Source organism: Pseudomonas sp. P7779 (genome assembly GCF_013386315.1).
In the GTDB taxonomy this organism is placed as follows: domain Bacteria; phylum Pseudomonadota; class Gammaproteobacteria; order Pseudomonadales; family Pseudomonadaceae; genus Aquipseudomonas.
The window spans coordinates 1-22,973 of sequence record NZ_JACARZ010000074.1; the positions used below are offsets into that span (position 1 = coordinate 1).

Consider the following 22,973-nt stretch of genomic DNA (forward strand, 5'->3'; position numbering starts at 1 on the left):
CTGGTGCGAGGGAGCTTGCTCCCGCTGGGCTGCGTAGCGGCCCCAAGATCTTTGGGAGCGCTGCGCACTCCAGCGGGAGCAAGCTCCCTCGCCACAGCAAGCTCCCTGGCCACAAGGACAATCAGGTGATCTTAAGGGGCGGGGGCGCTGTTCCCGATATACAGCTGGATGATTTCATCAATCTCCCCGGACATTTTCATCCGCAGCAACGTGCGCAGGATCTGCTGCCCCGGCACCTGCGGGTCGTTGCGCACATAGCAGCCCAGGCGTTGCTCCTCGATCACGGCCACCGTATGCAGGCGCTGTGTGGGCGGTAATTGCTGATTGAAGCGGTCAAGGATCCATTCGTTGATCACTGCATAGTTGAAGCGTCCGGCCACCAGTTTTTGCAGCACTTGCTCTTCACTGCGGCTGTCGTCGCGGCTGAACTGGCCGCTGGCGAAGCGCGCCTCCAGGGTTGGGTAGCTGTAGCCGAGTACCGTGCCGATGTGTTGCGGCGCAAGGCTGTCCAGTGCCACTGACGTTGAGGGCACGCGCCCGGCGGCCAGCACATTGCGCTGGACCAGCAGCGGGATGCTCCAGGTGTAGTCCCCCGACAGGTTGTTCAGCCACGCCGGTGTCACGTAGCAGCGCACATCCACATCCCCGCGCTCCATGGCGGTGTCGATACGCGCACGCGGCAGCACATGGAATTTCGCAGGACGGCCGACCTGGGTGGCCAGGCTCAACATCAGGTCATACAAAATCCCCTGGGTCGGCTGGCCCTGGTCGAGTTGCACCATGGGCATGGTCCAGCTGTCGGAAATGGAGAATCGCAGAGGTGCGGGTGCCGCCAGGCTGACCGTGGCAATCATCCACAAGGCGCCCAGGACTGCGCGCATAAATTCTCCGGGTTCAGCCTTTTATAGGCTTGGTCAGACCAGCTTAGTCAGATTAGACGAGCGTGCCGGATGCAATTTCCCCCTTGCTCCGCTAGCATTACCCGCTTCCGCTTCCCAGTTGCGACGGTTTTCGATGAGTTATCAGGTTCTTGCACGTAAATGGCGTCCGCGCTCGTTCCGCGAAATGGTCGGCCAGACCCATGTGCTCAAGGCTCTGATCAATGCCTTGGACAGCCAGCGGCTGCACCACGCCTACCTGTTCACCGGTACCCGCGGGGTGGGCAAGACCACCATTGCCCGCATCATTGCCAAGTGCCTGAACTGTGAAACCGGCATCACCTCGACGCCGTGTGGTACCTGCTCGGTGTGCCGGGAAATCGACGAAGGGCGTTTTGTCGACCTGATCGAGATCGACGCCGCGAGCCGCACCAAGGTCGAAGACACCCGCGAGCTGCTCGACAACGTGCAGTACGCACCGAGCCGTGGCCGCTTCAAGGTCTACCTGATCGACGAAGTGCACATGCTGTCCAGCCACTCCTTCAACGCCTTGTTGAAGACCCTGGAAGAGCCGCCGCCCTACGTCAAATTCATCCTGGCCACCACCGACCCGCAGAAACTTCCTGCAACGATTTTGTCGCGGTGCCTGCAGTTCTCCCTGAAAAACATGACCCCGGAGCGTGTGGTCGAGCATTTGACCCACGTGCTGGGTGTCGAGAACGTACCGTTCGAAGACGACGCCCTGTGGTTGCTGGGTCGTGCCGCCGACGGCTCGATGCGTGATGCCATGAGCCTTACCGACCAGGCCATCGCCTTCGGTGAAGGCAAGGTGCTGGCCGCCGACGTGCGGGCGATGCTCGGCACCCTGGACCACGGCCAGGTGTTCGACGTGCTGCACGCGCTGATCGAAGGCGACGCCAAGGCGTTGCTCGAAGCCGTGCGCCACCTGTCCGAGCAAGGCCCGGACTGGAATGGCGTGCTGTCGGAAATCCTCAATGTGCTGCACCGCGTCGCCATCGCCCAGGCCCTGCCCGAAGGTGTCGACAACGGCCACGGCGACCGCGACCGCGTGTTGGCCCTGGCCCAGGCGTTACCGGCCGAAGACGTACAGTTCTACTACCAGATGGGCCTGATTGGGCGACGTGACCTGCCGTTGGCACCCGATCCGCGGGGCGGCTTCGAAATGGTCCTGCTGCGGATGCTGGCCTTCAGGCCCGCCGACACGGCGGATGCGCCGAGACAGCCGCTAAAGCCAGTGGGGATCAGCCAGGCCACAGTTGATTCCGCCAAACCAGTGGCTGGCCCGGCTGTTGTCGCGCCAGTGGTTGCGCCGCCTGCGCCGGTTGTCGCCGAGCCCGTGGCGCCTGTGGTGGTGCCGGAGCCGGTGGTTGAGCCTGCGCCCGTGCCTGAAGTCGATCTGCCGTGGAACGACCCGGTAGAGGCCGAGGTCGAGGTCGAGCTGCAGCCTGCCGTCGAGCCGGTGCTGGAAACCACCAGCGAGCAGCCTGAACTGACACCCATGCCCGCGCCGACCCCGGACAGCGTGGTGCCGGACGCCCCCGAGTGGGTTTCGGCCCCGGTGCCGGAGCCGACCGTTGCGCAAGTGGACGCCGCCACCCCGGGCACCGACCTCGACGACGAGCCGCCGCTGGACGAAGATTACATCGAGCCGGACATGGATTCGGCCTACAGCTACCTGGACGACCTGGCCAGCGAACACACCGCCGAGCCTGCCCCGGAGCCTGAACCCGAACCTGCCGCGATGCCGGCCACCGGCCTGGCGTTGCAATGGCTGGAGCTGTTCCCGAAACTGCCGATCTCCGGCATGACCGGCAGCATCGCCGCCAACTGCACCCTGATTGCCGTTGATGGCGACCACTGGCTGCTGCACCTGGACCCGGCCCACAGCGCCCTGTTCAACGCGACCCAGCAGCGCCGGCTCAACGATGCCCTGAACCAGTTCCACGGGCGCACGCTGACCATCAGCATCGAGCTGGTCAAGCCCGAGCAGGAAACCCCGGCCCAGGCGGCGTCCCGTCGCCGGGTCAACCGCCAGCGCGAGGCTGAAGAGTCGATCCACGGTGATCCGCTCATCCAGCAGATGATGCAGCAGTTTGGCGCGGTGGTGCGGCACGATACTATTGAACCTGTAGAAGCCCCGGTACCCCAAGCGTCATAACCCGGGGCCAATAATTGATCCACGTACTTTTGAGGTGATTCCCATGATGAAAGGTGGCATGGCCGGCCTGATGAAGCAGGCGCAGCAGATGCAGGAAAAGATGGCCAAGATGCAGGAAGAACTGGCCAACGCCGAAGTCACCGGTAAAGCCGGTGGCGATATGGTCAGCGTGGTGATGACCGGTCGTCACGACATCAAGCGCGTGAGCATCGACCCAAGCGTATTGCCGGGCGTCGGCGAAGACGACCTGGAAATGCTCGAGGCGCTGTTTGCCGCGGCCGTCAACGACGCCGTGCGCAAGATCGAAGCCAACAGCCAGGACAAGATGTCCGGCGTGACCGCTGGCATGCAACTGCCACCGGGCATGAAGCTGCCGTTCTGATCGGCAAGCAGCACCGAAAATGCCAGGCCCCGCGCCTGGCATTTTTTTGTCCGGCTATTTTCCATACCCGTAGCAGCTGTCGAGCGCCAGCGAGGCTGCGTCGGCAGCGACTCGGTCCCACGTCTGGCATGAAAGCAGCGGTGCGGCTAACGTAGCCTCGCTGGCGCTCGACAACTGCTACTGCGAGAGTTTTGTCGAACCCTGGACCCTGTGTTGGGGTCTGCACCCTATACCGTTGAATTCAATCACCGATAGAAGGAGCCTCGCTGATGTCCGAAGCATTGACCCTCAACCAGCGCATTGTGCTGGTCTCACGCCCCCACGGCGCACCGGTGCCGGAAAACTTTCGCCTGGAGCGCGTCGCGCTGCCGGAACTGGCCGACGGCCAGGTTTTGCTGAAGACCCTTTACCTGTCCCTGGATCCCTACATGCGCGGGCGCATGAGTGATGCGCCGTCCTACGCTGCGCCGGTAGAAATCGACGAAGTGATGACCGGTGGCGCTGTCAGCCGCATCGAACAGTCCCGCAATCCGAAGTTCGAGGTGGGTGACTTGGTGGTCGGTTCCACCGGCTGGCAGAGCCACAGCATCTCCGATGGGCGCAACCTGATCCCGGTACCGAAGGGACTGGCCAGCCCGTCCATGGCCCTGGGTGTGCTGGGTATGCCCGGCATGACCGCCTATATGGGCCTCACCGATATCGGCCAGCCCAAGTCCGGGGAAACCCTGGTGGTGGCGGCCGCTTCCGGTGCGGTGGGCTCGGTGGTGGGCCAGGTGGCGAAGATCAAGGGCCTGCGGGTGGTCGGTGTGGCGGGTGGCGCCGACAAGTGCCGCTATGTGGTGGACGAGCTGGGCTTTGATGCCTGTGTCGATCACAAGAGCGACAACTTTGCCGAGGAGCTTGCCCAGGCCTGCCCCAAGGGCATCGATATCTACTTTGAAAACGTCGGCGGCAAGGTATTCGACGCGGTCGTGCCGCTGCTGAATGCCAAGGCGCGCATTCCCTTGTGTGGCCTGATCGCCGGCTATAACGCCCACGAAGCGCCCAGCGGTCCCGACCGGCTGCCGGCGTTGCAACGTACCTTGCTGACCAAGCGTGTGCGGATCCAGGGCTTTATCGTGTTCGACGACTATGGCGACCGCCAACCGGAATTCCTCAGTGCCATGGCGCCGTGGGTGCGGGATGGCAAGATCAAGTTCCGCGAGGACGTGGTGGAAGGCCTGGAGCAGGCACCTGAAGCCTTTATCGGATTGCTGGAGGGGCGCAACTTCGGCAAGTTGGTGGTGCGGGTCGCACAAGATTGAGCATTTGACGCTAATCCGAGGCGCGGGTATAAACCGCGTCTCGTTGTTTTGTCGGACCTTTCCCCATGAGCTTCAGCCCCCTGATTCGTCAACTGATCGACGCCCTGCGCACTTTGCCAGGTGTGGGTCAGAAAACCGCCCAGCGCATGGCGCTGCAACTGCTGGAGCGTGATCGCAGCGGCGGCTCCCGACTGGCCCAGGCCCTGAGCCAGGCGATGGAAGGGGTTGGCCACTGCCGCCAGTGCCGCACCCTGACCGAGGAAGAGCTGTGCCCGCAATGCGCCGACCCGCGTCGCGACGACACGCTGCTGTGCGTGGTCGAAGGGCCGATGGATGTCTACGCGGTGGAGCAGACCGGTTACCGCGGGCGCTACTTTGTGCTCAAGGGCCACCTGTCGCCGCTGGACGGGCTGGGGCCGGAGGCGATTGGTATTCCGCAACTGGTGACGCGAATCGAGGAGCAGGGCACGTTCGTCGAGGTGATCCTGGCCACCAACCCTACGGTGGAAGGCGAAGCGACGGCCCATTACATCGCCCAGCTGCTGACCAACAAAGGCCTGATTACCTCGCGCATCGCCCACGGCGTGCCGCTGGGTGGCGAGCTGGAACTGGTGGATGGCGGGACCTTGGCGCATTCGTTTGCCGGACGTAAGCCGATCGCCCTATAACAAACACCGCAGAACAAAATGTGGGAGCGGGCTTGCTCGCGAATGCGGTGGTTCAGTCAATGCATCTGGCGACTGATACACCGCATTCGCGAGCAAGCCCGCTCCCACATTTGTTTTGTGGCGTTCACGAGTCTTTCCTCTTGCTTGATAACCAAGCAAGCGCTTGGTAAGTTCGCTCTACCGTCCCGTGGAGCTTGCCGATGTCTGCCTATCAGGAATACTTCGACCCCAGCCACCAATTGGTCCGCGACAGCGTGCGTCGTTTCGTCGAGCGCGAGATGTTGCCGGGCATCGAGCAGTGGGAGGAAGCGGAAAGCTTCCCCCGGGAGCTGTACCTCAAGGCCGGTGCGGCGGGGATCCTGGGCATCGGTTACCCCGAAGCCCTTGGAGGCAGCCACGAAGGTGACCTGTTCGCCAAGGTCGCGGCCAGCGAAGAACTGATGCGCTGCGGCTCCGGCGGAGTAGTGGCAGGGTTGGGCTCGCTGGATATCGGCTTGCCGCCCATCGTCAAATGGGCCCGGCCCGAGGTGCGCGATCGTGTGGCGCCGCAGGTGTTATCCGGCGAGAAGATCGCCGCCCTGGCCGTCACCGAGCCCGGTGGCGGCTCCGATGTCGCCAGCCTGCAGACCTGTGCCGTGCGCGACGGCGACCATTACCGGGTCAGCGGCAGCAAAACCTTTATCACCAGCGGCCAGCGTGCCGACTTCTATACCGTCGCGGTACGTACCGGGGGGCCGGGCTTTGCCGGCATCAGCCTGTTGTTGATCGAAAAGGGCACGCCTGGTTTCACCACCGGTACACCGCTGAAGAAAATGGGCTGGTGGGCGTCGGACACTGCCGAACTGTTCTTCGATGATTGCCGCGTACCCGTAGGCAATCTGATCGGCGCCGAGAACATGGGTTTCGCCTGCATCATGGGCAACTTCCAGAGCGAGCGCCTGGCCCTGGCCCTGATGGCCAATATGACTGCGCAGATGGCCCTGGAGGAAAGCCTGAAGTGGGCGGCCCAGCGCGAGGCCTTCGGCAAACCCATCGGCAAGTTCCAGGTGCTCAAGCATCGCCTGGCGGAAATGGCCACGGCGGTGGAGGTCTCGCGGGAATTCACCTACCGCCAGGCCGCCAAGATGGCCGCGGGCAAGAGTGTGATCAAGGAGATCTCGATGGCCAAGAACCTCGCCACCGACACCGCCGACCGCGTGACCTTTGATGCCGTGCAGATCCTCGGCGGCCAGGGCTACATGCGCGGCAACCTGGTGGAGCGGCTGTATCGCGACAACCGCATCCTGTCCATCGGTGGCGGGACTCGGGAAGTGATGAACGAAATCATCAGCAAGCAGATGGGCTTGTAGAAAGCGCTTTTGTGGCGAGAGAGCTGTGGCGAGGGAGCTTGCTCCCGCTGGGCTGCGTAGCGGCCCCAAGATCTTTGGGAGCGCTGCGCACTCCAGCGGGAGCAAGCTCCCTCGCCACACGAGTCCCGGGGTTATTGGTCTGTCAGTGCAAACTGCGTCAGGCAGAACGTCGCAATGCCCAGGTCTTCCAGGCGCTGGGAACCACCCAGCTCCGGCAGATCGATGATCGCCGCCGCTTCGAAAATCCGTGCGCCCATGCGCCGCGCCAGGTTGGCCGCTGCGATCAGCGTGCCGCCGGTGGCGATCAGGTCATCGAACATCAGTACCGAATCACCTTCACACAGGCTGTCGGCGTGCACTTCCAGGAAGGCTTCGCCGTATTCGGTCTGGTAACTCTCGGCCAGCACGTCAGCCGGCAATTTGCCTTGCTTGCGGAACAGGATCAGCGGTTTGTTCAACTGATAGGCAATGATCGAACCGATCAAGAAGCCCCGGGCATCCATCGCGCCGATGTGGGTGAAGTCGGCTTCGACGTAGCGGTGTACGAAGGTGTCGGCTACCAGGCGCAAGGCCTTGGGCGACTGGAACAGCGGCGTGATATCGCGAAAGATCACCCCAGGCTTGGGGAAGTCGATGACTGGGCGAATCAGGGATTTGATGTCGAACGAATCGAAGACCATCGTCGAGGAGTCCTGGGGAGGAAAGCGGACTCGAAGTATACCTGCGGCCCAGCCGATTGGCTCGGCCGCAAGCGTCTGGATCAACCGTCGAGCGAACCGCCAGCCAATGCGCAGAGCTGGATCGGGTCGAGGATATGCACTTCCTTGCCTTCGGCCGCAATCAACTCGTTCTGCTGGAAGCGGGTGAATACCCGGGACACGGTTTCCACCGCCAGGCCCAGGTAGTTGCCGATTTCGTTGCGCGACATGCTCAGGCGGAACTGGTTGGCCGAGAAACCCCGCGCGCGGAAACGTGCGGAGAGGTTGACCAGGAAAGTGGCAATACGCTCGTCGGCGGTTTTCTTCGACAACAGCAGCATCATCTGTTGGTCGTCGCGGATTTCCCGGCTCATCACGCGCATCAGCTGGCGACGCAATTGCGGCAGCTGCAGGGCCAGTTCATCCAGGCGTTCGAACGGGATTTCACACACCGATGTGGTTTCCAGGGCCTGGGCCGACACGGGGTGAATCTCAGTGTCCATGCCCGACAGTCCGACCAGTTCGCTCGGCAGGTGGAAGCCGGTGATCTGTTCTTCGCCGCCATCGCTCAGGCTGAAGGTTTTCAGCGCGCCAGAACGTACTGCATAAACGGAGTCAAACTTGTCGCCCTGGCGAAACAGGAACTCGCCTTTTTTCAGTGGGCGACCGCGTTTAACGATCTCGTCCAGCGCTTCCATGTCTTCCAGATTCAACGAAAGTGGCAGGCAGAGGGGGGCCAGGCTGCAATCCTTGCAATGAGCCTGGCTATGAGCGCGCAGTTTAACTGGCTCGGACATTTCTTAAATCCTTGTGGGAAAACACACATAAGACGTAAGGGTACCGCACTGGGGGACGATCAGGCCAGCGTGTACAAAAAAGCAGCAGCGGTATAAAGAATTTTGTATCGAGGTCGATACAAGATTGTCACTCCTAGAGCTGGAGGCTCAGATCATGCTTTCCATTGGCGCAACCAACCCTGCCATTGTTTCTTCGCTAACCGTGCCTGATGCGAAAAAAGACCCCGCTGCAGACGATAAAGACCAAGCGTCTTCGACCGATCGGGCCACTGACACCAAGCCCCAAGGACTGGTGGTGGATATCTCGGGGGCGGGGCTGAAAGCCTCCAAGGCCAGCACCAACTCCAACAAGGACATTGACGACAGCAACCTGAAAGACAACATCAAGCAGCTGTTGAAAATGATTCGCGAGATGAGAAAACAGCTCGCCGAGAAGATGGCTCAGCTCTCAGCTGCCATGTCCGACGCCTCAAAGACCCCGCAGGCAAGGCAGGCCAGAGTGGCCGCCTTGCAGAGTGATATCGCGACATTGCAGGCCGGCTTGATGACCGCCCAATCGCAGTTGACCAAGGCCTTGAAGGACGAGTCTCCCGAGTCGCAGCTGGAAGCGATGGCCCTGCTGGCGAAGTAGGACAGGTTCAGATCACCCGCGAAAATCGTTGCCGATTCTGGTGCTCCAGATAGGCATCGAACACCATGCACACCGAGCGTACCAGCAGGCGCCCCGCCGGCAATACGCGGATGCCCTGTGGGTCGAGTTCGATCAGTCCGTCCTCGGTCATCGCCTCCAGTTGCGGCCAGAGTTCGTCGAAATAGCCGCGAAAATCGATGTTGAAAGCCTGTTCGATCTTCTCGAAATTCAGGCTGAACGTGCAGATCAACTGTTGGATCACTTCCCGTCGCAGCCGGTCATCCGTGGTGCATAACAACCCACGGCTGGTGGCCAGTTGCGCGCCGGCGAGGGCGTTCTGGTAGTGGTTCAGGTCGCTGCTGTTCTGGCAGTACAGGTCGCCGATCTGGCTGATCGCCGACACCCCAAGCCCGATCAAATCGCAATGCCCGTGGGTGGTGTAGCCCTGGAAGTTGCGTTGCAGCGTGCCTTCTTCCTGGGCGACGGCCAATTCGTCGTCCGGCAGGGCAAAGTGGTCCATGCCGATGTAGCGGTAGCCCGCCTGGGTCAACTGCTCGATGGTGGTTTGCAGCATCAGCAGTTTTTCCGCCGGGGAGGGCAGGTCGTCGGTGTTGATCCGTCGCTGGGGCATGAACCGTTCCGGCAGGTGTGCGTAGTTGAACACCGAGAGGCGGTCCGGTTGCAGGCTGATGACTTCTTCCACGGTGCGTGCGAAATTCAGCGGTGTCTGCTTGGGCAAACCGTAGATCAGGTCGATATTGATCGAACGAAACTGCAGGGTGCGCGCTGCGTCAATCACTGCGCGGGTTTCTTCCAGGCTTTGCAGGCGGTTCACCGCACGCTGCACTTCGGGGTCCAGGTCCTGCAGGCCGATACTGACGCGGTTGAACCCCAGTTCACGCAGCAGGCCCATGGTCGCCCAGTCGGCTTCCCGTGGGTCGATTTCAATCCCGTAGTCGCCGGAGTCATCGTCCAGCAGGTTGAAGTGCTGGCGCAGGCGGCCCATGACCTGACGCAGCTCGTCATGGCTGAGAAAGGTCGGGGTGCCGCCGCCGAAGTGCAGCTGCTCCACCGGCTGTTTGGGATCGAGGTGGCACGCCACCAACTGGATTTCCTGCTCCAGGCGTTGCAGATAGGCGTGAGCCCGGCCGCGGTCCTTGGTGATGACCTTGTTGCAGGCGCAGTAGTAGCAAATGTTGGCGCAAAACGGCACATGCACATACAGCGACAGGGGCCGTACGGCCTTGCGGCTGTCGCGCAGGGCGTGGAGCAGGTCGAAGGTGCCGACCTGGCTGTCGAATTGTACGGCGGTGGGGTACGAGGTATAGCGTGGCCCCGCCAGGTCGTAGCGGTGAATCAGATCAGTGTCCCAACGAATGGCGTCGAGCATGCGGGCGTTCCCCCGGATAGGCTAGTGGGCCGAGTCTAGGGGCTGGGTGGGGAAGCCATCTTGATTTGCATCAACGGGGAGCGGCGCTATGCCACATGGCGATCTAGTGGCCCATCAGCCAGTGCTGGTGCGGCCCGGGCAAGGTCCAGATGCCGAACAGCATGACCAGCAGGCCACCGGCCATCCGCACGCTGCGTTTGCGCAATAACGCGGTGACTCGATCAGCGGCTAAGCCCGTGGCCAGCAGTACCGGCCAGGTGCCAAGGCCAAACGCGAGCATCAGCACCGCACTGTCCAGCGCATTGCCCTGGCTGGCCGCCCACAGCAACGTGCTGTAGACCAACCCGCACGGCAACCAGCCCCAGAGCGCACCCAGCAGCAACGCCCGGGGCAGGCTGGACACCGGCAGCAAACGGTTGGCAACCGGCTGGATATGGCGCCACAGGCCGCGCCCGAGGCTTTCGATACGGGTCAGGCCGCTCCACCAGCCAGCCAGGTACAAGCCCATGCAGATCAGCAACAGCCCGGCGAGGATGCGCATGAACATCGCTGCCGGACTGTTGGCCACGGCCCAGCCGGCCAGGCCGATCAGCAAGCCGGCGGTGGCGTAGCTGAGGATGCGCCCCAGGTTGTAGGCCAGCAGCAGGCGAAAGCGCCGACTGCGTTGCTCCTTGGGAATCGCCAGGGTCAGCGCGCCCATCAGGCCGCCACACATACCCAGGCAATGGCCGCCGCCCAGCAGGCCGAGGATCACCGCCGAGACCAGCAGGGGCGCCAGTTCAAGCATGGGGCGGATCTTTCGGCTTGGGCGGTTGTTCAGGGCCGTTGGCTTCATCGACGGCCGCCAGGTGGTTCGGGTCCTGGTCATCGAACAGCACGCTGTGGGCCGGGCCATCGAGGTCGTCGTACTGGCCGCTGTCCACCGCCCAGAAGAAGATGTAAATGGCGATGGCCACGATCAACAGCGCCGCCGGGATCATCACGTAAAGAGCTGGCATCTGCACTCCATGCCCGCGCGGCTCATGCCGGCAGCGGGCGGGTTACGGGGGCGGGGCTCACGGCTGGCGTGCTCGGCATGCGAGTCAGGCGCAGGGCATTGAGCACCACGGTCAACGAACTGAGGGACATGCCGATCGCCGCCCAGATGGGAGTGATCCAGCCGAGGGCGGCAAACGGCAACATCAGGCCATTGTACAGCCCGGCCCACAGCAGGTTTTCAATGATTACCCGGCGGGTGCGCCGGGCCAGGGTAAAGGCTTGCACCAGGGCGTCGAGGCGGTTCGACAGCAACACCGCGTCGGCGCTGGTCTTGGCCAGGTCGGTGGCCGAGCCCATGGCCACGCTGATATCGGCGGCGGCCAGCACCGGCACATCGTTGACGCCATCGCCGAGCATCAGCACCTTGCGGCCTTCCTTGTGCAGCTGTTGCAGCATTTGCAGCTTGTCATCGGGGCGCAGGCCGCCATGGGCTTCGTCGATGCCCAGCTCGGCGGCGACACTGGCAACCATCGGCGAGCTGTCTCCCGACAGCAGCAACGTGCGCCAGCCGCGTGCCTTGCAGGCGGCGAGCAAGGCGGGCGCGTCGCTGCGCAGGCGGTCATCCAGGACAAACCAGGCCAGGGCGCCGCCGGTGTCGCCCAGCAGCAGCCATTGGCCGGCTTCCTTCGGCGAGGCGGGGAGGGCGCAGCCGCTCAGTTCGCAGACAAAACCCGGCTGGCCAATGCGCAACCGGCGGTCACCGACGCGGCCTTCCAGGCCCAGGCCCGGCGTGCTGAGCACTTCATCCGCCGCCAACGGCGCGCGGCCGAATGCGCGGGCGATCGGATGTTCCGAACGTTGCTCCAGCGCCGCCGCAAGGCTCAGGCACTCGTCGCTGCCCAGCAGGCTCAACGGGCGGATCGCGCGCAACGCCAGGCGACCTTCGGTAAGGGTGCCGGTTTTGTCGAAAATCACCGTGTCGATCTGGTTCAGGCCTTCCAGCACGTGGCCGCGGGTCAGCAGCAGGCCGAGTTTGTGCAGGGTGCCGGTGGCTGCCGTCAGGGCGGTGGGTGTTGCCAGTGAGAGGGCGCAAGGGCAGGTCGCAACCAGCATCGCCAGGACGATCCAGAACGCCCGTGACGAATCCAGCTCCCACCACACCAGGCCGATGACCGCAGCGGCGACCAATGAGCACAACAGGAACCATTGGGCGGCGCGGTCGGCGATCTCCGCCAGCCGGGGTTTCTCCGCCTGGGCCCGCTCCAGCAGGCGCACGATGGCCGACAGGCGCGTGTCGTGGCCCAGGGCGCGGACTTCGACGGTCAGCGCACCTTCGACGTTGAGGGTACCGGCAGTGACGGCATCGCCGACCTGGCGTGGTTGCGGCAGGTACTCGCCGGTCAGCAGCGATTCGTCGATGCTCGACTGGCCGTCGAGGATGATGCCGTCTGCCGGCAGCACCGCCCCCGGATGCACCAGTACCCGGTCGCCCAGGGCCAGTTCGCTGAGCAGGATCCGTTCACTTTGCCCGTCGGCACTCATGCGCAGGCACGAGGCTGGCAACAGGTTGACCAACTGCGCAGTGGCTGCCGCCGTGCGTTCCCGGGCGCGGCGCTCCAGGTAACGCCCGGCCAGCAGGAACAGGGCAAACATGCCGACTGCATCGAAATACAGTTCGCCGGTGCCGGTGATGGCGGTCCAGATTCCGGCCAGGTAGGCACCGCCAATGGCCAGGGACACCGAAACATCCATGGTCAGGTGGCGGGTGCGCAGGTCGCGCATCGCCCCCTTGAAAAACGGCGCGCAGCTGTAGAACACGATGGGCGTTGTCAGAAACATCGCGACCCAGCGCAGGATCACGTGCAGCTCCGGGCTCAGGTCGATATTGAATTCCGGCCAGGTGGCCATCGTCGCCATCATCGCCTGGAACCACAGCAGCCCGGCCACCCCCAGTTGACGCAGGGCCAGGCGGTTTTCGCTGGCCAGTTGTTCAGCGGCACGGTCGGCTTGATACGGGTGGGCGGCGTAGCCGATGTAGCGCAACTCGCCGAGCAGTTGGCTCAGTGGCAGTTGCCCATCGGCCCAACGCACGTGCAGGCGGTGGTTGGACAGGTTCAGCCGCGCCTCGGCCACGGCGGGCAGGCTGCGCAGGTGTTTTTCGATCAGCCAGCCACAGGCGGCGCAACTGATGCCTTCCATCAACAGTGTGGCTTGCGACAGGTCACCGTCGTGGCGCACGAAAGGCTTTTGCACATCGGCACGGTCATACAGCGCCAGCTCGTCCACCAGTTGCACCGGCAGCGCCTCGGGGTTGGCCGAGGCTTCGCTGCGGTGCTGGTAATAGCTTTCTAGGCCACCGGCGACAATCGCCTCGGCCACCGCCTGGCAGCCCGGGCAGCACAGCTCGCGGGGCTCGCCGAGGATCACGGCAGTGAACCGGCTGCCGGGCGGCACGGGCAGGGCGCAGTGGTAGCAGGGGATTGGGGTGGTCATGGCTCAGTTCCGATGATCGTTCCCACGCTCTGCGTGGGAACGCTTCGCTGGACGCTCCGCGTCCGCTCTTGTGACGCGGAGCGTCACGGGATGCATTCCTACGCAGAGCGTGGGAACGATCAAACAGGTGACGCTCTATTTTTTCAGGTCTTCAGCACCCTGCAGCGGCTCGTCGCCCAGCAGCAAGTCCTTGTCATGGCTGACCTGTTCTTCTTCAAACATACGCCAGGTCCGGTCGCCTTCCACCCCCAGCAGCTCGACGAAGCGGCGGCCTTCGACCTTGTCGGTCACCTGGCCGATGTAGCGGCCGGGCTCGCTGTCGCTGCGGGTCAGGATGATCTTGCGATCCTTCTCCGGCTGGGTCGGCGAAATCAGGTTCAGCTCCAGGGTGCCGGGCCCGCTGTTGCCGGTCAGGTGCAATTCGACTTCGCCGGTCAACTCGTCCAGGTGCACCTTGGCCCGCAGTTGCAGAGTCTGGGCCAGCAGTTCGCGGTCCAGGGAACGGTTGATGCCTTTGCCGGCCTCGTAATAGTTGTCGTTGACCAGGTTGTCGGGGTTGTTCACCGCGATGGTCACCATGGACAAGGTCAACGTCACCGAGCAGGTCAGGATCCCAATGATGATCCAGGGCCAGAGGTGCTTGTACCAGGGGCTTGCGGCAGTAGCTGCGGGCATTGTTCGGCTCTCTATTAACGGACTTGTGGGCCGATGAATCGGCTCTTGGCTTCAATGTGGACGCTGTCGTCATCGGCATCCCTGAGGATGAATTTCACCTCGTTGGTGCTCGACGGCAGTTGTTCCGGTGCGCTCGACAACTCCACCGGCATGCTGAAGATTTCCCCGGCCGCTACCTTGATCTCGCGCCGGCCTTGCAGCTTGAGGTCTGGCAGGCCTGCGGCGTCAAGCACGTAGGTGTGGTCGCGCTGGTCCTTGTTCATGATCTTCAGGCTGTAGACGTTTTCGATCCGGCCCTCGGCGTTTTCGCGGTACAGCACGCGGTCCTTGCTGACGTCGAAACCCACCAGCGAGCGCACGAAGAAGGCGGCCACCAACAGGCTGATCATCGCCAGCAGCACCAGGGCATAGCCGATCAGGCGCGGGCGCAGCTTATGGGTTTTCTGCCCGGACAGGTTGTGCTCGGTGGTGTAGCTGATCAGCCCGCGCGGGTATTCCATCTTGTCCATGATGTTGTCGCAGGCGTCGATGCAGGCCGCGCAGCCGATGCATTCAATCTGCAGGCCGTCACGGATGTCGATGCCGGTAGGGCACACCTGCACGCACATCGTGCAATCGATGCAGTCCCCCAAGCCCTGGGCCTTGTAGTCGATACCTTTTTTGCGCGGCCCACGGACTTCGCCACGGCGCGGGTCGTAGGAAACGATCATCGTGTCCTTGTCGAACATCACGCTCTGGAAACGCGCATACGGGCACATGTAGATGCACACCTGCTCGCGCAGCCAGCCGGCGTTGCCGTAGGTGGCGAGGGTGAAGAAGCCGACCCAGAAATACGACCAGCCATCCGCCTGGCCGGTGAAGAAATCGAGCACCAGTTCACGGATCGGCGAGAAGTAGCCGACAAAGGTCATGCCGGTGACGAAGCCGATGATCAGCCACAGGCTGTGCTTGCCGAACTTGCGCAGGAACTTGTTGGCGCTCATCGGCGCCTTGTCCAGCTTGATGCGCTGGTTGCGGTCGCCTTCGGTGACCTTTTCGCACCACATGAAGATCCAGGTCCACACGCTTTGCGGGCAGGTGTAGCCGCACCAGACGCGGCCGGCATACACGGTGATGAAGAACAGGCCAAACGCCGCCACGATCAGGATGCCCGACAGCAGGATGAAATCCTGGGGCCAGAAAGTCGCGCCAAAAATGAAGAATTTACGTTCCGGCAGGTTCCACCAGACAGCCTGGTGGCCACCCCAGTTCAGCCACACGGTGCCGAAGTAGAGCAGGAACAAACCGGCACCCCCGAGCATCCGCAGATTGCGGAACAAGCCGGTGAAGGCACGGGTGTAGATTTTCTCCCGCGATGCGTAGAGATCGACGGTGTTATTCGAATTTTTGGCAGGCGGGGTAACGTCATGTACCGGAATCTGGTTGCTCATCATTGCATCCCACGGCAGTGGAGATTTGCCTCGGCCAGTACGTGCCAGCCGGGGTCAAAATAGGGGTGTTGCAGTGGCCTAATGATACGCCCCTGATACCCTTCGACGGGTGCGACCTTTGGTCGCGTTGGGGGAAATCAATTGATGGTGTACGTGATCTGGGTCAATTGACTTGTGAAGTATGGACGGTTTTCGCAGCCTTACCGGTCATTCGTCCCATGGATTGATCAGCGCGACGCCGCTGGATTGAAAGTCGCCGATGTTGCGGGTGACCACTGTCAGCCCATGAACCAGCGCGGTTGCAGCGATCAGTGCGTCACTTTCGTTGGCTTGGTCTGGCACATGCAAGCTGGCACAGCGCAGGGCAACTGCTGCATCAATCGGCAGGATTCTGGCATCAAACGCCGGCATGACATGGCGCTTGAGCCATGTGCGCAAAACCTTCCCCTGGGCGGGATCACGCCGCTCCATTCGCAGGACTCCTGTTTCCAGTTCCTTCAAGGTAATGGCTGAAATATACATCCGTGGCGCGATGACACTTTTGGCCCAGGCGACGACCTTGGCATCGGCCTGGGGTTTGCGCAGTTCAGAGATGACGTTGGTGTCGAGTAGATACATCAAGTGAAGTCCACGGGTCGATGAGTGATCACGGCGCGTTCGGTTTCGAACTCGATATCTGCCGCTTCTGGCATCACCAACAGGTCAACGATGTCGGCATTGAGGCCTGTCAGTTTTTGGTAGTCCTCAATGCTTAGCAGTACATGGGCAGGCTTGCCCCGGTCAGTGATAAAAACCGGGCCTTGGCGGGCGGCTTTTTTGGCACCGCTTGTGTCTTGATTGAATTCACGGCTGGAAATGGTGGTGATGGTCATGGGGGCTAACCTCCGTATGGAGTACGAATGTAGTCACGTTACTACCTGCGGTTTTCTTGATCAATCTCAAATGTAGATGCGTTGCTGGCGGTGACGACTTTTTCGACTTGAAAACAAAACGGCCCCGCCAATCTCCACTGGCGGGGCCGTTTTTTTTCACCGCTTTTCCTCACACGGCGTCTGGCGGCTTGTTCCCATGGGACAGTCCGAAACATACGCCGCCAGCAAGTGCACCTTGCCGTTTCCCTTGCGACTTCCTGGTGTTGAGTAAGTAAATCAGGAGAGGTCTACGGGCCGGTGTGGTGGCGTTTTTATACCTGCTTTTTGCGCTGTTAAATAACCTACAACGATTGGTTAGGAAGCTGACGCTTCTGCGATATCAGTTCTTAGGCCCAAACGAGCCTTTGTTTACACAGAATGAAACGTTTGTTGTAGGAACGCTGATCGCGTTATTGCCACGCAGGAAATGCCGACGTTGAGATCAAGTCTGGATCAGTGTTCGGCAATGTTTTGTAGCAGCGCGCAGCGTTACCACGATGAAACCTTTGATGAGCAATTGTTGAGCGTTATGCCTAGGCCTCTTGCGCGCCGATAAATTTATTTTGTTTTGACGTTATTCAAATCGAGGAAACCAATGACCATTCAACGTGCTAATGACACGCATAATGTTGGAGCCGTTCCACCATCGGCTTCGACGCTGCCAGTATCCTCTGGCATCAGCGTAGAGCAATTCAGTAGTTGGAATGATTATCGGGTGGCCGACCGTCTACTCAGAAACTTTGATAAGTATGCCGACCCTGCGCAACCAGACTACATCACCCGCGACTCGCTACGACAGGTTGCGTATGCCTCTGCGCAGAGTGGCTACAGCAGTGACGACATGAATTTTGCCCGTTCGCTGCTGGAAAATCCTGTTCTCATGGAGAAACTCGATGGTTACGGAAAGCATAAGCACGATGGCAAAATCGATCGTGAAAGTATCATAACCGTGGGTCAGAATATGGGGTTTCCCCTGGCCACGATGAGTGATAAAGAGCTGGCGCAAAAGCTCCTGAATGAATATGACACCTATTACCCCGAGCGCGGTTGGGGTGGGATTGATCGCAGGGAGGGTGTGACTTACGCTTCACTGAAGAACATCGCGGATGGGACGCGTCATGATCGCGGCCCAGATGAAGCGATGGTCGCGCGGGAAATCTTGAGTCGTCCTGAGTTAGTGGCACAGTTAGGACTGACGGATTGGTCTAAATCGGCTGATCGGGGGGCGATCAACGCTGCTATTAAAAGAATGGACCAAGTGCATGAAGAACGGTAACGCCTCGTCCTCGGGGTAAGTTGAGTTCCACCAATGCCCCATTACCAAAGCCCCGCGCAGCATTGGCTGCGCGGGGCTTTTTGGTTTTAATGCTTACTGCTCCTCAGCTGCCTTGTCTCCATGGGACAGGCTGTAAACATACGCCGCCAGCAAGTGCACCTTGTCATTGCCCTGCAACTGCTCCTGCGCAGGCATCTGGCCTTGACGGCCATAACGGATGGTCTGCTGCAGTTGCGCGAAGCTCGAACCGTAGATGAACGCGCCAGGGTGGGTCAGGTCAGGCGCGCCCATGGCGGGTGTACCTTTACCGGCGGGACCGTGGCACGCCACGCAGTTGGCGGCGAAGAGTTTCTCGCCGTTGGCCACGTCTGCCTTCGCGCCTTCCGGCAATTTGCGGCCATCGAGGTTGGTCACCACAAAGCCGGCCACATCGGCCACGCCTTGCTCGCCAATGACTTCGGCCCACGCCGGCATCACCGCGTGGCGGCCCTTCATGATGGTTTCCTTGATGGTGGCCGGGTCGCCGCCCCAGCGCCAGTCGGCGTCGGTCAGGTTGGGGAAGCCGTAGGCACCCTTGGCGTCGGAACCGTGGCACACCGAGCAGTTGGAGGCGAACAGGCGGCCACCCATCTTCAAGGCTTGCGGGTCCTTGGCCACTTCTTCGATCGGCATGGCGGCGAACTTGGCGAAGATCGGCCCGAACCGGGCGTCCGACTTGGCCATTTCCTTTTCCCATTCGTGCACGCCGGTCCAGCCGGTCTGGCCATTGGCAAACGGGGTTTGCTTGTCGTTGTCGAGGTAGTTGTAGCCCGGCAGCAGGCCTTTCCAGTTGCCCAGGCCAGGGTACAGCGCCAGGTAACCGAGGGCGAAGATGATGGTGCCGACGAACAGCATGAACCACCATTTGGGCAGCGGGTTGTCGTACTCCTCGATGCCGTCGAACGAGTGGCCGACGGTTTCATCGGTTTGCTCGGCGCGCTGGCCCTTGCGGGTCGACAGCAGCAGCCAGGTCAGGGCGAAAATGGTACCCAGACTGAGGACTGTGACGTACAGACTCCAGAACGTAGTCATTCTTTGTTACTCCTAGACGCTTCCACGACGTGCTTGATGGCTTCGGGATCATCCGCGAAGGGCAGCAACGTCGCGTCTTCAAACTCCGACTTGCGCTTGGGGCTGAACACCCACAAGGCCAGGCCGATAAAGGCCACCATCACGACAACGGTGCCCAGGCCTCGAATCATCCCGATATCCATCCAGATCACCGTTTGCTTTTGATGATGGTGCCAAGGCCTTGCAAGTAGGCCACCAGTGCGTCCATTTCGGTCTTGCCCTTCACGGCCGCTGCCGCGCCGGCGATGTCTTCGTCGGTGTAGGGCACGCCCAGGGTGCGCAAGACTTCCATCTTCTTGGCGGTGTCCTTGCCGTCGAGTTTGTTTTCGACCAGGAACGGGTACGCCGGCATTTTCGATTCGGGCACCACGTTGCGCGGGTTGTACAAGTGCGCACGCTGCCAGTCATCGGAGTAACGACCGCCGACCCGGGCCAGGTCCGGGCCGGTACGCTTGGAACCCCACAGGAATGGGTGGTCCCACACGCTTTCACCGGCGACCGAGTAGTGGCCGTAGCGTTCGGTTTCGGCACGGAACGGGCGGATCATCTGCGAGTGGCAGCCGACACAACCGTTGGCGATGTAGACGTCGCGGCCTTCCAGTTCAAGGGCGGTGCGCGGCTTCATGCCTTCCACCGGCTTGTTGGTCACGTCCTGGAAAAACAGCGGAACGATCTGGGTCAGGCCGCCGATACTCACGGCGATGACCATGAAGAAGGCCAGCAGGCCGATATTCTTCTCGACTACTTCATGCTTCATCAGTGAGCTCCCACAACGGCGATCTTGGTAGCGGCTTCGGCTTCTACAGGGTCGGAGGCACGCACGGTGCGCCACACGTTGTAGGCCATGAACAGCATGCCGCTGGCAAAGATCGCACCGCCCAGGGCGCGCACGATGTAACCCGGATGGCTGGCTTGCAGCCCTTCGACGAAGGAGTAGGTGAGGGTGCCGTCATCGTTGATTGCACGCCACATCAGGCCCTGGGTGATGCCGTTGACCCACATCGAGGCGATGTAGAGCACGGTACCGATGGTGGCCAGCCAGAAGTGCGTGTTGATCAGGCTGACGCTGTGCATCTGCGCACGGCCGAACAGTTTCGGGATCATGTGGTACAGCGCGCCGATGGAAATCATCGCTACCCAACCGAGGGCGCCGGCGTGTACGTGGCCGATGGTCCAGTCGGTGTAGTGGGACAGCGAGTTGACCGTCTTGATGGCCATCATCGGGCCTTCGAAGGTCGACATGCCGTAGAACGCCAGGGAGACCACCAGGAACCGCAGGATCGGGTCGGTGCGCAATTTATGCCAGGCGCCCGACAGGGTCATCATGCCGTTGATCATGCCGCCCCAGCTTGGCGCGAGCAGGATGATCGACATCGCCATGCCCAGGGACTGGGCCCAGTCCGGCAATGCGGTGTAGTGCAGGTGGTGCGGACCGGCCCAGATGTACAGGGTGATCAGGGCCCAGAAGTGCACGATGGACAGGCGATAGGAGTAGATCGGACGCTCGGCCTGTTTCGGCACGAAGTAGTACATCATCCCCAGGAAGCCGGTGGTGAGGAAGAAACCTACGGCGTTGTGGCCGTACCACCACTGGATCATTGCGTCCGTCGCACCGGCGTAGGCCGAGTAGGACTTGAAGAAGCTGACCGGCAAGGACGCATGGTTGACGATATGCAGCATCGCCGTCACCAGGATAAATGCCCCGTAGAACCAGTTGCCGACATAGATGTGCTTGGTCTTGCGCTTGACGATGGTGCCGAAGAACACCACTGCGTAGGTCACCCAGACAATCGCCAGCAAAATGGCGATCGGCCATTCCAGCTCGGCGTATTCCTTGGTGGTGGTGTAGCCCAGCGGCAGGGTGACGATCGCGCCCACGATGACCGCTTGCCAACCCCAGAAGGTAAAGGCCGCCAGTGCATCGGAAATCAGTCGCGTTTGGCAGGTTCGCTGCACGACGTAGTAAGAAGTGGCAAACAGTGCACATCCACCGAAGGCGAAAATCACCAGGTTGGTGTGCAACGGGCGCAGGCGTCCAAATGTCGTCCATGGCAGGCCAAAATTCAACTCTGGCCAAACCAGTTGCGAGGCAATGAAAACGCCGAGCCCCATGCCAAGGATCCCCCAGACCACCGTCATGATGGCGAACTGGCGGACTACCTTATAGTTATAAGCAGTCGGACTGATTGCTGTGCTCATTCTAAGGTTCCACGGTTTAGTTTTTTTATAGGGTAAAAATCGGTCGCAAGTATGGAGAAAGCAAGATTCCATTGCAACGCAAGGTGACCTGCGTCAATGCGTTCCAAACCAGATTCTGCGCCCTTTCCATGTTTGGCGTAAGGACAAAATTCAGGGTTAAAAGCTGACGACTTGGACAGGATTTTAAACGGGTCGAAGGTACTTGTAACTGAGTGTGTGTAAACAAGCAGCTCGGGTGACGAATGGCCAGTGGCACGACAGCCGGTAGGTACCAGCCTTTGCGCCTGTCATCGAGCAGAAATGTTTCAACCCATCGAGTGCAAGTCGGCCGTCGACCGGCCAATGCCAGTCCACTGTGCAAACAAGCGTAGACCCGAATGGCAGGAGGGGAAAGTCAGCGATCGGAAGGGTGCGACAATGGGTCGCAAAAAAGCCGCGCCTGAATCAGGCGCGGCTTTTGGGTGGTGCAGGATTACTCGGGTTGGCTGTCAGGCGTTGCGCCATCAGCATTGTGGGACAGGCTGTAAACATAGGCGGCCAGCAGGTGCACCTTGTCATTGCCTTGCAGTACTTCCTGCGCAGGCATCTGGCCCTGGCGGCCGTGGCGAATGGTCTGCTGCAACTGCGCCAGGCTGGTGCCGTAGATAAAGCCACCTGGCTGCGTCAGGTTCGGCGCGCCCATGGCTTCCACGCCATGGCCTTCCGGCCCGTGGCAGGCGACACAGGTGGTGCTGAATGCCACTTGGCCCGCGGCGACATCCGCGGTGCTGTCCGCCGGCAGCGGCAGGCCTGCCAATTCATGGCGCACGTATGCTGCGACGTTCTTCACACCGTCCTCACCCAGCACTTCACCCCAGGCCGGCATCGCGGCATGACGGCCATTCATGATGGTCATCTTGATTGCATCCGCCGAACCGCCCCAGCGCCAGATGTTGTCTGCAAGGTTCGGGAAGCCGTAGGCGCCCTTGGCGTCCGAGCCATGGCACACCGCGCAGTTGGAGGCGAACAGGCGGCCGCCCATTTTCAGCGCCTGTGGGTCCTTGGCGACTTCTTCCACCGGCATGGCCGCGAATTTGGCGAAGATCGGCCCGAATTTGGCGTCGGCCTTGGCCATCTCCTTGTCCCATTCCTTGGTCTGGGTCCAGCCATCTTCATAGCCCGGCAATACGCCTTTCCAGTTGCCCAGGCCCGGGTAGAGGATCAGGTAGCCGACGGCAAACACCAGGGTGCCGGCGAACAGCATGAACCACCATTGTGGCAGCGGGTTGTCGTACTCCTCGATCCCGTCGAAGGCGTGGCCCATGGTCTGGTCCACGCTGCCCTTGGTCTCGCCCTTGCGGGTGCCGATCAACAGCCAGGTCAGGCCGATCAGGCTGCCGAGGGTCAGTACACAGATCCATGTACTCCAGAAGGTAGTCATGGCCGGTTGCTCCTTGTTGCAGGCTCTTCTTGAGCGTCGGGGGTTGGCGGTAGCGGTTCATCGGCAAACGGCAGCAGGCACGCCTCGGCGAACTCTGCGTTGCGCCGGGAGTTGAACACCCACAGCGACAGGCCGATGAAGGCGATGGCCACGACCAGCGTGCCAAGGCCGCGGATGGTTCCAGCATCGAATTCAAATCCCATGG

24 protein-coding genes are annotated in these 22,973 nt (G+C 61.4%); 7 read left to right on the forward strand and 17 right to left on the reverse strand.

The window, feature by feature from the left end:
- Positions 1–131 precede the first annotated feature (131 nt).
- Positions 132–881 (reverse strand): ABC transporter substrate-binding protein, encoded by a 750-nt coding sequence (locus HX869_RS20955; RefSeq protein WP_087694838.1) that lies wholly within the window; start codon positions 879–881, stop codon positions 132–134.
- A gap of 133 nt (positions 882–1,014) precedes the next feature.
- On the opposite strand from HX869_RS20955, the gene dnaX reads away from it, so the two are divergent.
- The 5 genes from dnaX to HX869_RS20980 all read left to right on the forward strand — a co-directional run bounded on the left by dnaX (position 1,015) and on the right by HX869_RS20980 (position 6,760).
- A complete protein-coding gene (gene dnaX / locus HX869_RS20960; RefSeq protein ID WP_178903590.1) occupies positions 1,015–3,057 on the forward strand; it encodes a DNA polymerase III subunit gamma/tau in 2,043 nt (680 codons plus the stop codon).
- A gap of 43 nt (positions 3,058–3,100) precedes the next feature.
- Entirely contained in the window at positions 3,101–3,439 is a 339-nt protein-coding gene (locus tag HX869_RS20965) for a YbaB/EbfC family nucleoid-associated protein (RefSeq protein ID WP_003193199.1), read from the forward strand.
- Positions 3,440–3,708: 269 nt separating this feature from the next.
- The gene (locus tag HX869_RS20970; protein WP_003219050.1) at positions 3,709–4,743 is read left to right on the forward strand and encodes an NADP-dependent oxidoreductase; all 1,035 of its coding nucleotides are present in this window, start codon (positions 3,709–3,711) and stop codon (positions 4,741–4,743) included.
- Between the two features lie 65 nt (positions 4,744–4,808).
- Positions 4,809–5,411 carry a recombination mediator RecR gene (gene recR / locus HX869_RS20975; protein ID WP_003219049.1) on the forward strand — a complete coding sequence of 201 codons (603 nt, stop codon included), beginning with the start codon at positions 4,809–4,811 and terminating at the stop codon, positions 5,409–5,411.
- A 200-nt stretch (positions 5,412–5,611) separates the two neighbouring features.
- Positions 5,612–6,760, forward strand: coding sequence for an acyl-CoA dehydrogenase family protein (locus HX869_RS20980; protein WP_178903591.1), 1,149 nt, complete (start codon positions 5,612–5,614; stop codon positions 6,758–6,760).
- 131 nt (positions 6,761–6,891) lie between these two features.
- Here HX869_RS20980 and HX869_RS20985 read toward each other — a convergent pair whose 3' ends face one another.
- Together HX869_RS20985 and fnr are read right to left on the reverse strand one after the other, a co-directional pair.
- The gene (locus tag HX869_RS20985; RefSeq protein ID WP_177036336.1) at positions 6,892–7,440 is read right to left on the reverse strand and encodes an adenine phosphoribosyltransferase; all 549 of its coding nucleotides are present in this window, start codon (positions 7,438–7,440) and stop codon (positions 6,892–6,894) included.
- An 80-nt stretch (positions 7,441–7,520) separates the two neighbouring features.
- The gene (gene fnr, locus HX869_RS20990) at positions 7,521–8,255 is read right to left on the reverse strand and encodes a fumarate/nitrate reduction transcriptional regulator Fnr (RefSeq protein ID WP_003219044.1); all 735 of its coding nucleotides are present in this window, start codon (positions 8,253–8,255) and stop codon (positions 7,521–7,523) included.
- 154 nt (positions 8,256–8,409) lie between these two features.
- On the opposite strand from fnr, the gene HX869_RS20995 reads away from it, so the two are divergent.
- On the forward strand, positions 8,410–8,886 hold the full coding sequence (locus HX869_RS20995; RefSeq protein ID WP_003219041.1) for a hypothetical protein: 477 nt from the start codon (positions 8,410–8,412) through the stop codon (positions 8,884–8,886).
- 7 nt (positions 8,887–8,893) lie between these two features.
- Here HX869_RS20995 and hemN read toward each other — a convergent pair whose 3' ends face one another.
- From hemN to HX869_RS21035, 8 genes are all read right to left on the reverse strand, one after another.
- Positions 8,894–10,276: an oxygen-independent coproporphyrinogen III oxidase gene (gene hemN / locus HX869_RS21000; protein ID WP_178903592.1), complete on the reverse strand. Its 1,383-nt coding sequence runs from the start codon at positions 10,274–10,276 to the stop codon at positions 8,894–8,896.
- 103 nt (positions 10,277–10,379) lie between these two features.
- On the reverse strand, positions 10,380–11,063 hold the full coding sequence (locus HX869_RS21005; protein ID WP_003219035.1) for a sulfite exporter TauE/SafE family protein: 684 nt from the start codon (positions 11,061–11,063) through the stop codon (positions 10,380–10,382).
- Positions 11,056–11,274, reverse strand: coding sequence for a cbb3-type cytochrome oxidase assembly protein CcoS (gene ccoS, locus HX869_RS21010; RefSeq protein WP_003219033.1), 219 nt, complete (start codon positions 11,272–11,274; stop codon positions 11,056–11,058). The genes HX869_RS21005 and ccoS overlap by 8 nt, the downstream gene beginning before the upstream one ends.
- A gap of 22 nt (positions 11,275–11,296) precedes the next feature.
- Positions 11,297–13,747: a heavy metal translocating P-type ATPase gene (locus HX869_RS21015; protein ID WP_177022900.1), complete on the reverse strand. Its 2,451-nt coding sequence runs from the start codon at positions 13,745–13,747 to the stop codon at positions 11,297–11,299.
- A 135-nt stretch (positions 13,748–13,882) separates the two neighbouring features.
- Positions 13,883–14,422, reverse strand: coding sequence for a FixH family protein (locus tag HX869_RS21020; protein ID WP_008437568.1), 540 nt, complete (start codon positions 14,420–14,422; stop codon positions 13,883–13,885).
- A gap of 14 nt (positions 14,423–14,436) precedes the next feature.
- Positions 14,437–15,852, reverse strand: coding sequence for a cytochrome c oxidase accessory protein CcoG (gene ccoG, locus HX869_RS21025; RefSeq protein WP_102368382.1), 1,416 nt, complete (start codon positions 15,850–15,852; stop codon positions 14,437–14,439).
- A gap of 207 nt (positions 15,853–16,059) precedes the next feature.
- Positions 16,060–16,470 carry a type II toxin-antitoxin system VapC family toxin gene (locus tag HX869_RS21030; protein ID WP_102368383.1) on the reverse strand — a complete coding sequence of 137 codons (411 nt, stop codon included), beginning with the start codon at positions 16,468–16,470 and terminating at the stop codon, positions 16,060–16,062.
- Positions 16,470–16,724 (reverse strand): type II toxin-antitoxin system Phd/YefM family antitoxin, encoded by a 255-nt coding sequence (locus tag HX869_RS21035; protein WP_003219024.1) that lies wholly within the window; start codon positions 16,722–16,724, stop codon positions 16,470–16,472. Before HX869_RS21035 ends, HX869_RS21030 begins: the two co-directional genes overlap by 1 nt.
- 634 nt (positions 16,725–17,358) lie before the next feature.
- Between HX869_RS21035 and HX869_RS21040 the strand changes: the two genes are divergently transcribed.
- On the forward strand, positions 17,359–18,039 hold the full coding sequence (locus HX869_RS21040) for a hypothetical protein (RefSeq protein WP_023659084.1): 681 nt from the start codon (positions 17,359–17,361) through the stop codon (positions 18,037–18,039).
- Positions 18,040–18,132: 93 nt separating this feature from the next.
- On the opposite strand, the gene ccoP (HX869_RS21045) is transcribed toward HX869_RS21040, so the two are convergent.
- The 6 genes from ccoP (HX869_RS21045) to HX869_RS21070 all read right to left on the reverse strand — a co-directional run bounded on the left by ccoP (HX869_RS21045) (position 18,133) and on the right by HX869_RS21070 (position 22,971).
- Entirely contained in the window at positions 18,133–19,110 is a 978-nt protein-coding gene (gene ccoP, locus HX869_RS21045) for a cytochrome-c oxidase, cbb3-type subunit III (RefSeq protein ID WP_003219020.1), read from the reverse strand.
- Positions 19,107–19,292 (reverse strand): CcoQ/FixQ family Cbb3-type cytochrome c oxidase assembly chaperone, encoded by a 186-nt coding sequence (locus HX869_RS21050; protein ID WP_008437575.1) that lies wholly within the window; start codon positions 19,290–19,292, stop codon positions 19,107–19,109. The genes ccoP (HX869_RS21045) and HX869_RS21050 overlap by 4 nt, the downstream gene beginning before the upstream one ends.
- A gap of 5 nt (positions 19,293–19,297) precedes the next feature.
- Complete coding sequence (gene ccoO / locus HX869_RS21055; RefSeq protein WP_003193167.1) at positions 19,298–19,906, reverse strand: cytochrome-c oxidase, cbb3-type subunit II; 609 nt, start codon at positions 19,904–19,906, stop codon at positions 19,298–19,300.
- Complete coding sequence (ccoN, locus tag HX869_RS21060; protein WP_003219015.1) at positions 19,906–21,348, reverse strand: cytochrome-c oxidase, cbb3-type subunit I; 1,443 nt, start codon at positions 21,346–21,348, stop codon at positions 19,906–19,908. Before ccoN ends, ccoO begins: the two co-directional genes overlap by 1 nt.
- 472 nt (positions 21,349–21,820) lie before the next feature.
- The gene (gene ccoP, locus HX869_RS21065) at positions 21,821–22,768 is read right to left on the reverse strand and encodes a cytochrome-c oxidase, cbb3-type subunit III (RefSeq protein WP_003219014.1); all 948 of its coding nucleotides are present in this window, start codon (positions 22,766–22,768) and stop codon (positions 21,821–21,823) included.
- Entirely contained in the window at positions 22,765–22,971 is a 207-nt protein-coding gene (locus HX869_RS21070; protein WP_003219012.1) for a cbb3-type cytochrome c oxidase subunit 3, read from the reverse strand. The genes ccoP (HX869_RS21065) and HX869_RS21070 overlap by 4 nt, the downstream gene beginning before the upstream one ends.
- Positions 22,972–22,973: the final 2 nt, after the last annotated feature.

Bases quoted from the DNA above. Each gene is read 5' to 3' on its own strand.
- HX869_RS20955 (WP_087694838.1), bottom strand. From the start codon at position 881: ATGCGCGCAGTCCTGGGCGCCTTGTGGATGATTGCCACGGTCAGCCTG.
- dnaX (WP_178903590.1), top strand. From the start codon at position 1,015: ATGAGTTATCAGGTTCTTGCACGTAAATGGCGTCCGCGCTCGTTCCGC.
- HX869_RS20965 (WP_003193199.1), top strand. From the start codon at position 3,101: ATGATGAAAGGTGGCATGGCCGGCCTGATGAAGCAGGCGCAGCAGATG.
- HX869_RS20970 (WP_003219050.1), top strand. From the start codon at position 3,709: ATGTCCGAAGCATTGACCCTCAACCAGCGCATTGTGCTGGTCTCACGC.
- recR (WP_003219049.1), top strand. From the start codon at position 4,809: ATGAGCTTCAGCCCCCTGATTCGTCAACTGATCGACGCCCTGCGCACT.
- HX869_RS20980 (WP_178903591.1), top strand. From the start codon at position 5,612: ATGTCTGCCTATCAGGAATACTTCGACCCCAGCCACCAATTGGTCCGC.
- HX869_RS20985 (WP_177036336.1), bottom strand. From the start codon at position 7,440: ATGGTCTTCGATTCGTTCGACATCAAATCCCTGATTCGCCCAGTCATC.
- fnr (WP_003219044.1), bottom strand. From the start codon at position 8,255: ATGTCCGAGCCAGTTAAACTGCGCGCTCATAGCCAGGCTCATTGCAAG.
- HX869_RS20995 (WP_003219041.1), top strand. From the start codon at position 8,410: ATGCTTTCCATTGGCGCAACCAACCCTGCCATTGTTTCTTCGCTAACC.
- hemN (WP_178903592.1), bottom strand. From the start codon at position 10,276: ATGCTCGACGCCATTCGTTGGGACACTGATCTGATTCACCGCTACGAC.
- HX869_RS21005 (WP_003219035.1), bottom strand. From the start codon at position 11,063: ATGCTTGAACTGGCGCCCCTGCTGGTCTCGGCGGTGATCCTCGGCCTG.
- ccoS (WP_003219033.1), bottom strand. From the start codon at position 11,274: ATGCCAGCTCTTTACGTGATGATCCCGGCGGCGCTGTTGATCGTGGCC.
- HX869_RS21015 (WP_177022900.1), bottom strand. From the start codon at position 13,747: ATGACCACCCCAATCCCCTGCTACCACTGCGCCCTGCCCGTGCCGCCC.
- HX869_RS21020 (WP_008437568.1), bottom strand. From the start codon at position 14,422: ATGCCCGCAGCTACTGCCGCAAGCCCCTGGTACAAGCACCTCTGGCCC.
- ccoG (WP_102368382.1), bottom strand. From the start codon at position 15,852: ATGAGCAACCAGATTCCGGTACATGACGTTACCCCGCCTGCCAAAAAT.
- HX869_RS21030 (WP_102368383.1), bottom strand. From the start codon at position 16,470: ATGTATCTACTCGACACCAACGTCATCTCTGAACTGCGCAAACCCCAG.
- HX869_RS21035 (WP_003219024.1), bottom strand. From the start codon at position 16,724: ATGACCATCACCACCATTTCCAGCCGTGAATTCAATCAAGACACAAGC.
- HX869_RS21040 (WP_023659084.1), top strand. From the start codon at position 17,359: ATGACCATTCAACGTGCTAATGACACGCATAATGTTGGAGCCGTTCCA.
- ccoP (WP_003219020.1), bottom strand. From the start codon at position 19,110: ATGACTACGTTCTGGAGTCTGTACGTCACAGTCCTCAGTCTGGGTACC.
- HX869_RS21050 (WP_008437575.1), bottom strand. From the start codon at position 19,292: ATGGATATCGGGATGATTCGAGGCCTGGGCACCGTTGTCGTGATGGTG.
- ccoO (WP_003193167.1), bottom strand. From the start codon at position 19,906: ATGAAGCATGAAGTAGTCGAGAAGAATATCGGCCTGCTGGCCTTCTTC.
- ccoN (WP_003219015.1), bottom strand. From the start codon at position 21,348: ATGAGCACAGCAATCAGTCCGACTGCTTATAACTATAAGGTAGTCCGC.
- ccoP (WP_003219014.1), bottom strand. From the start codon at position 22,768: ATGACTACCTTCTGGAGTACATGGATCTGTGTACTGACCCTCGGCAGC.
- HX869_RS21070 (WP_003219012.1), bottom strand. From the start codon at position 22,971: ATGGGATTTGAATTCGATGCTGGAACCATCCGCGGCCTTGGCACGCTG.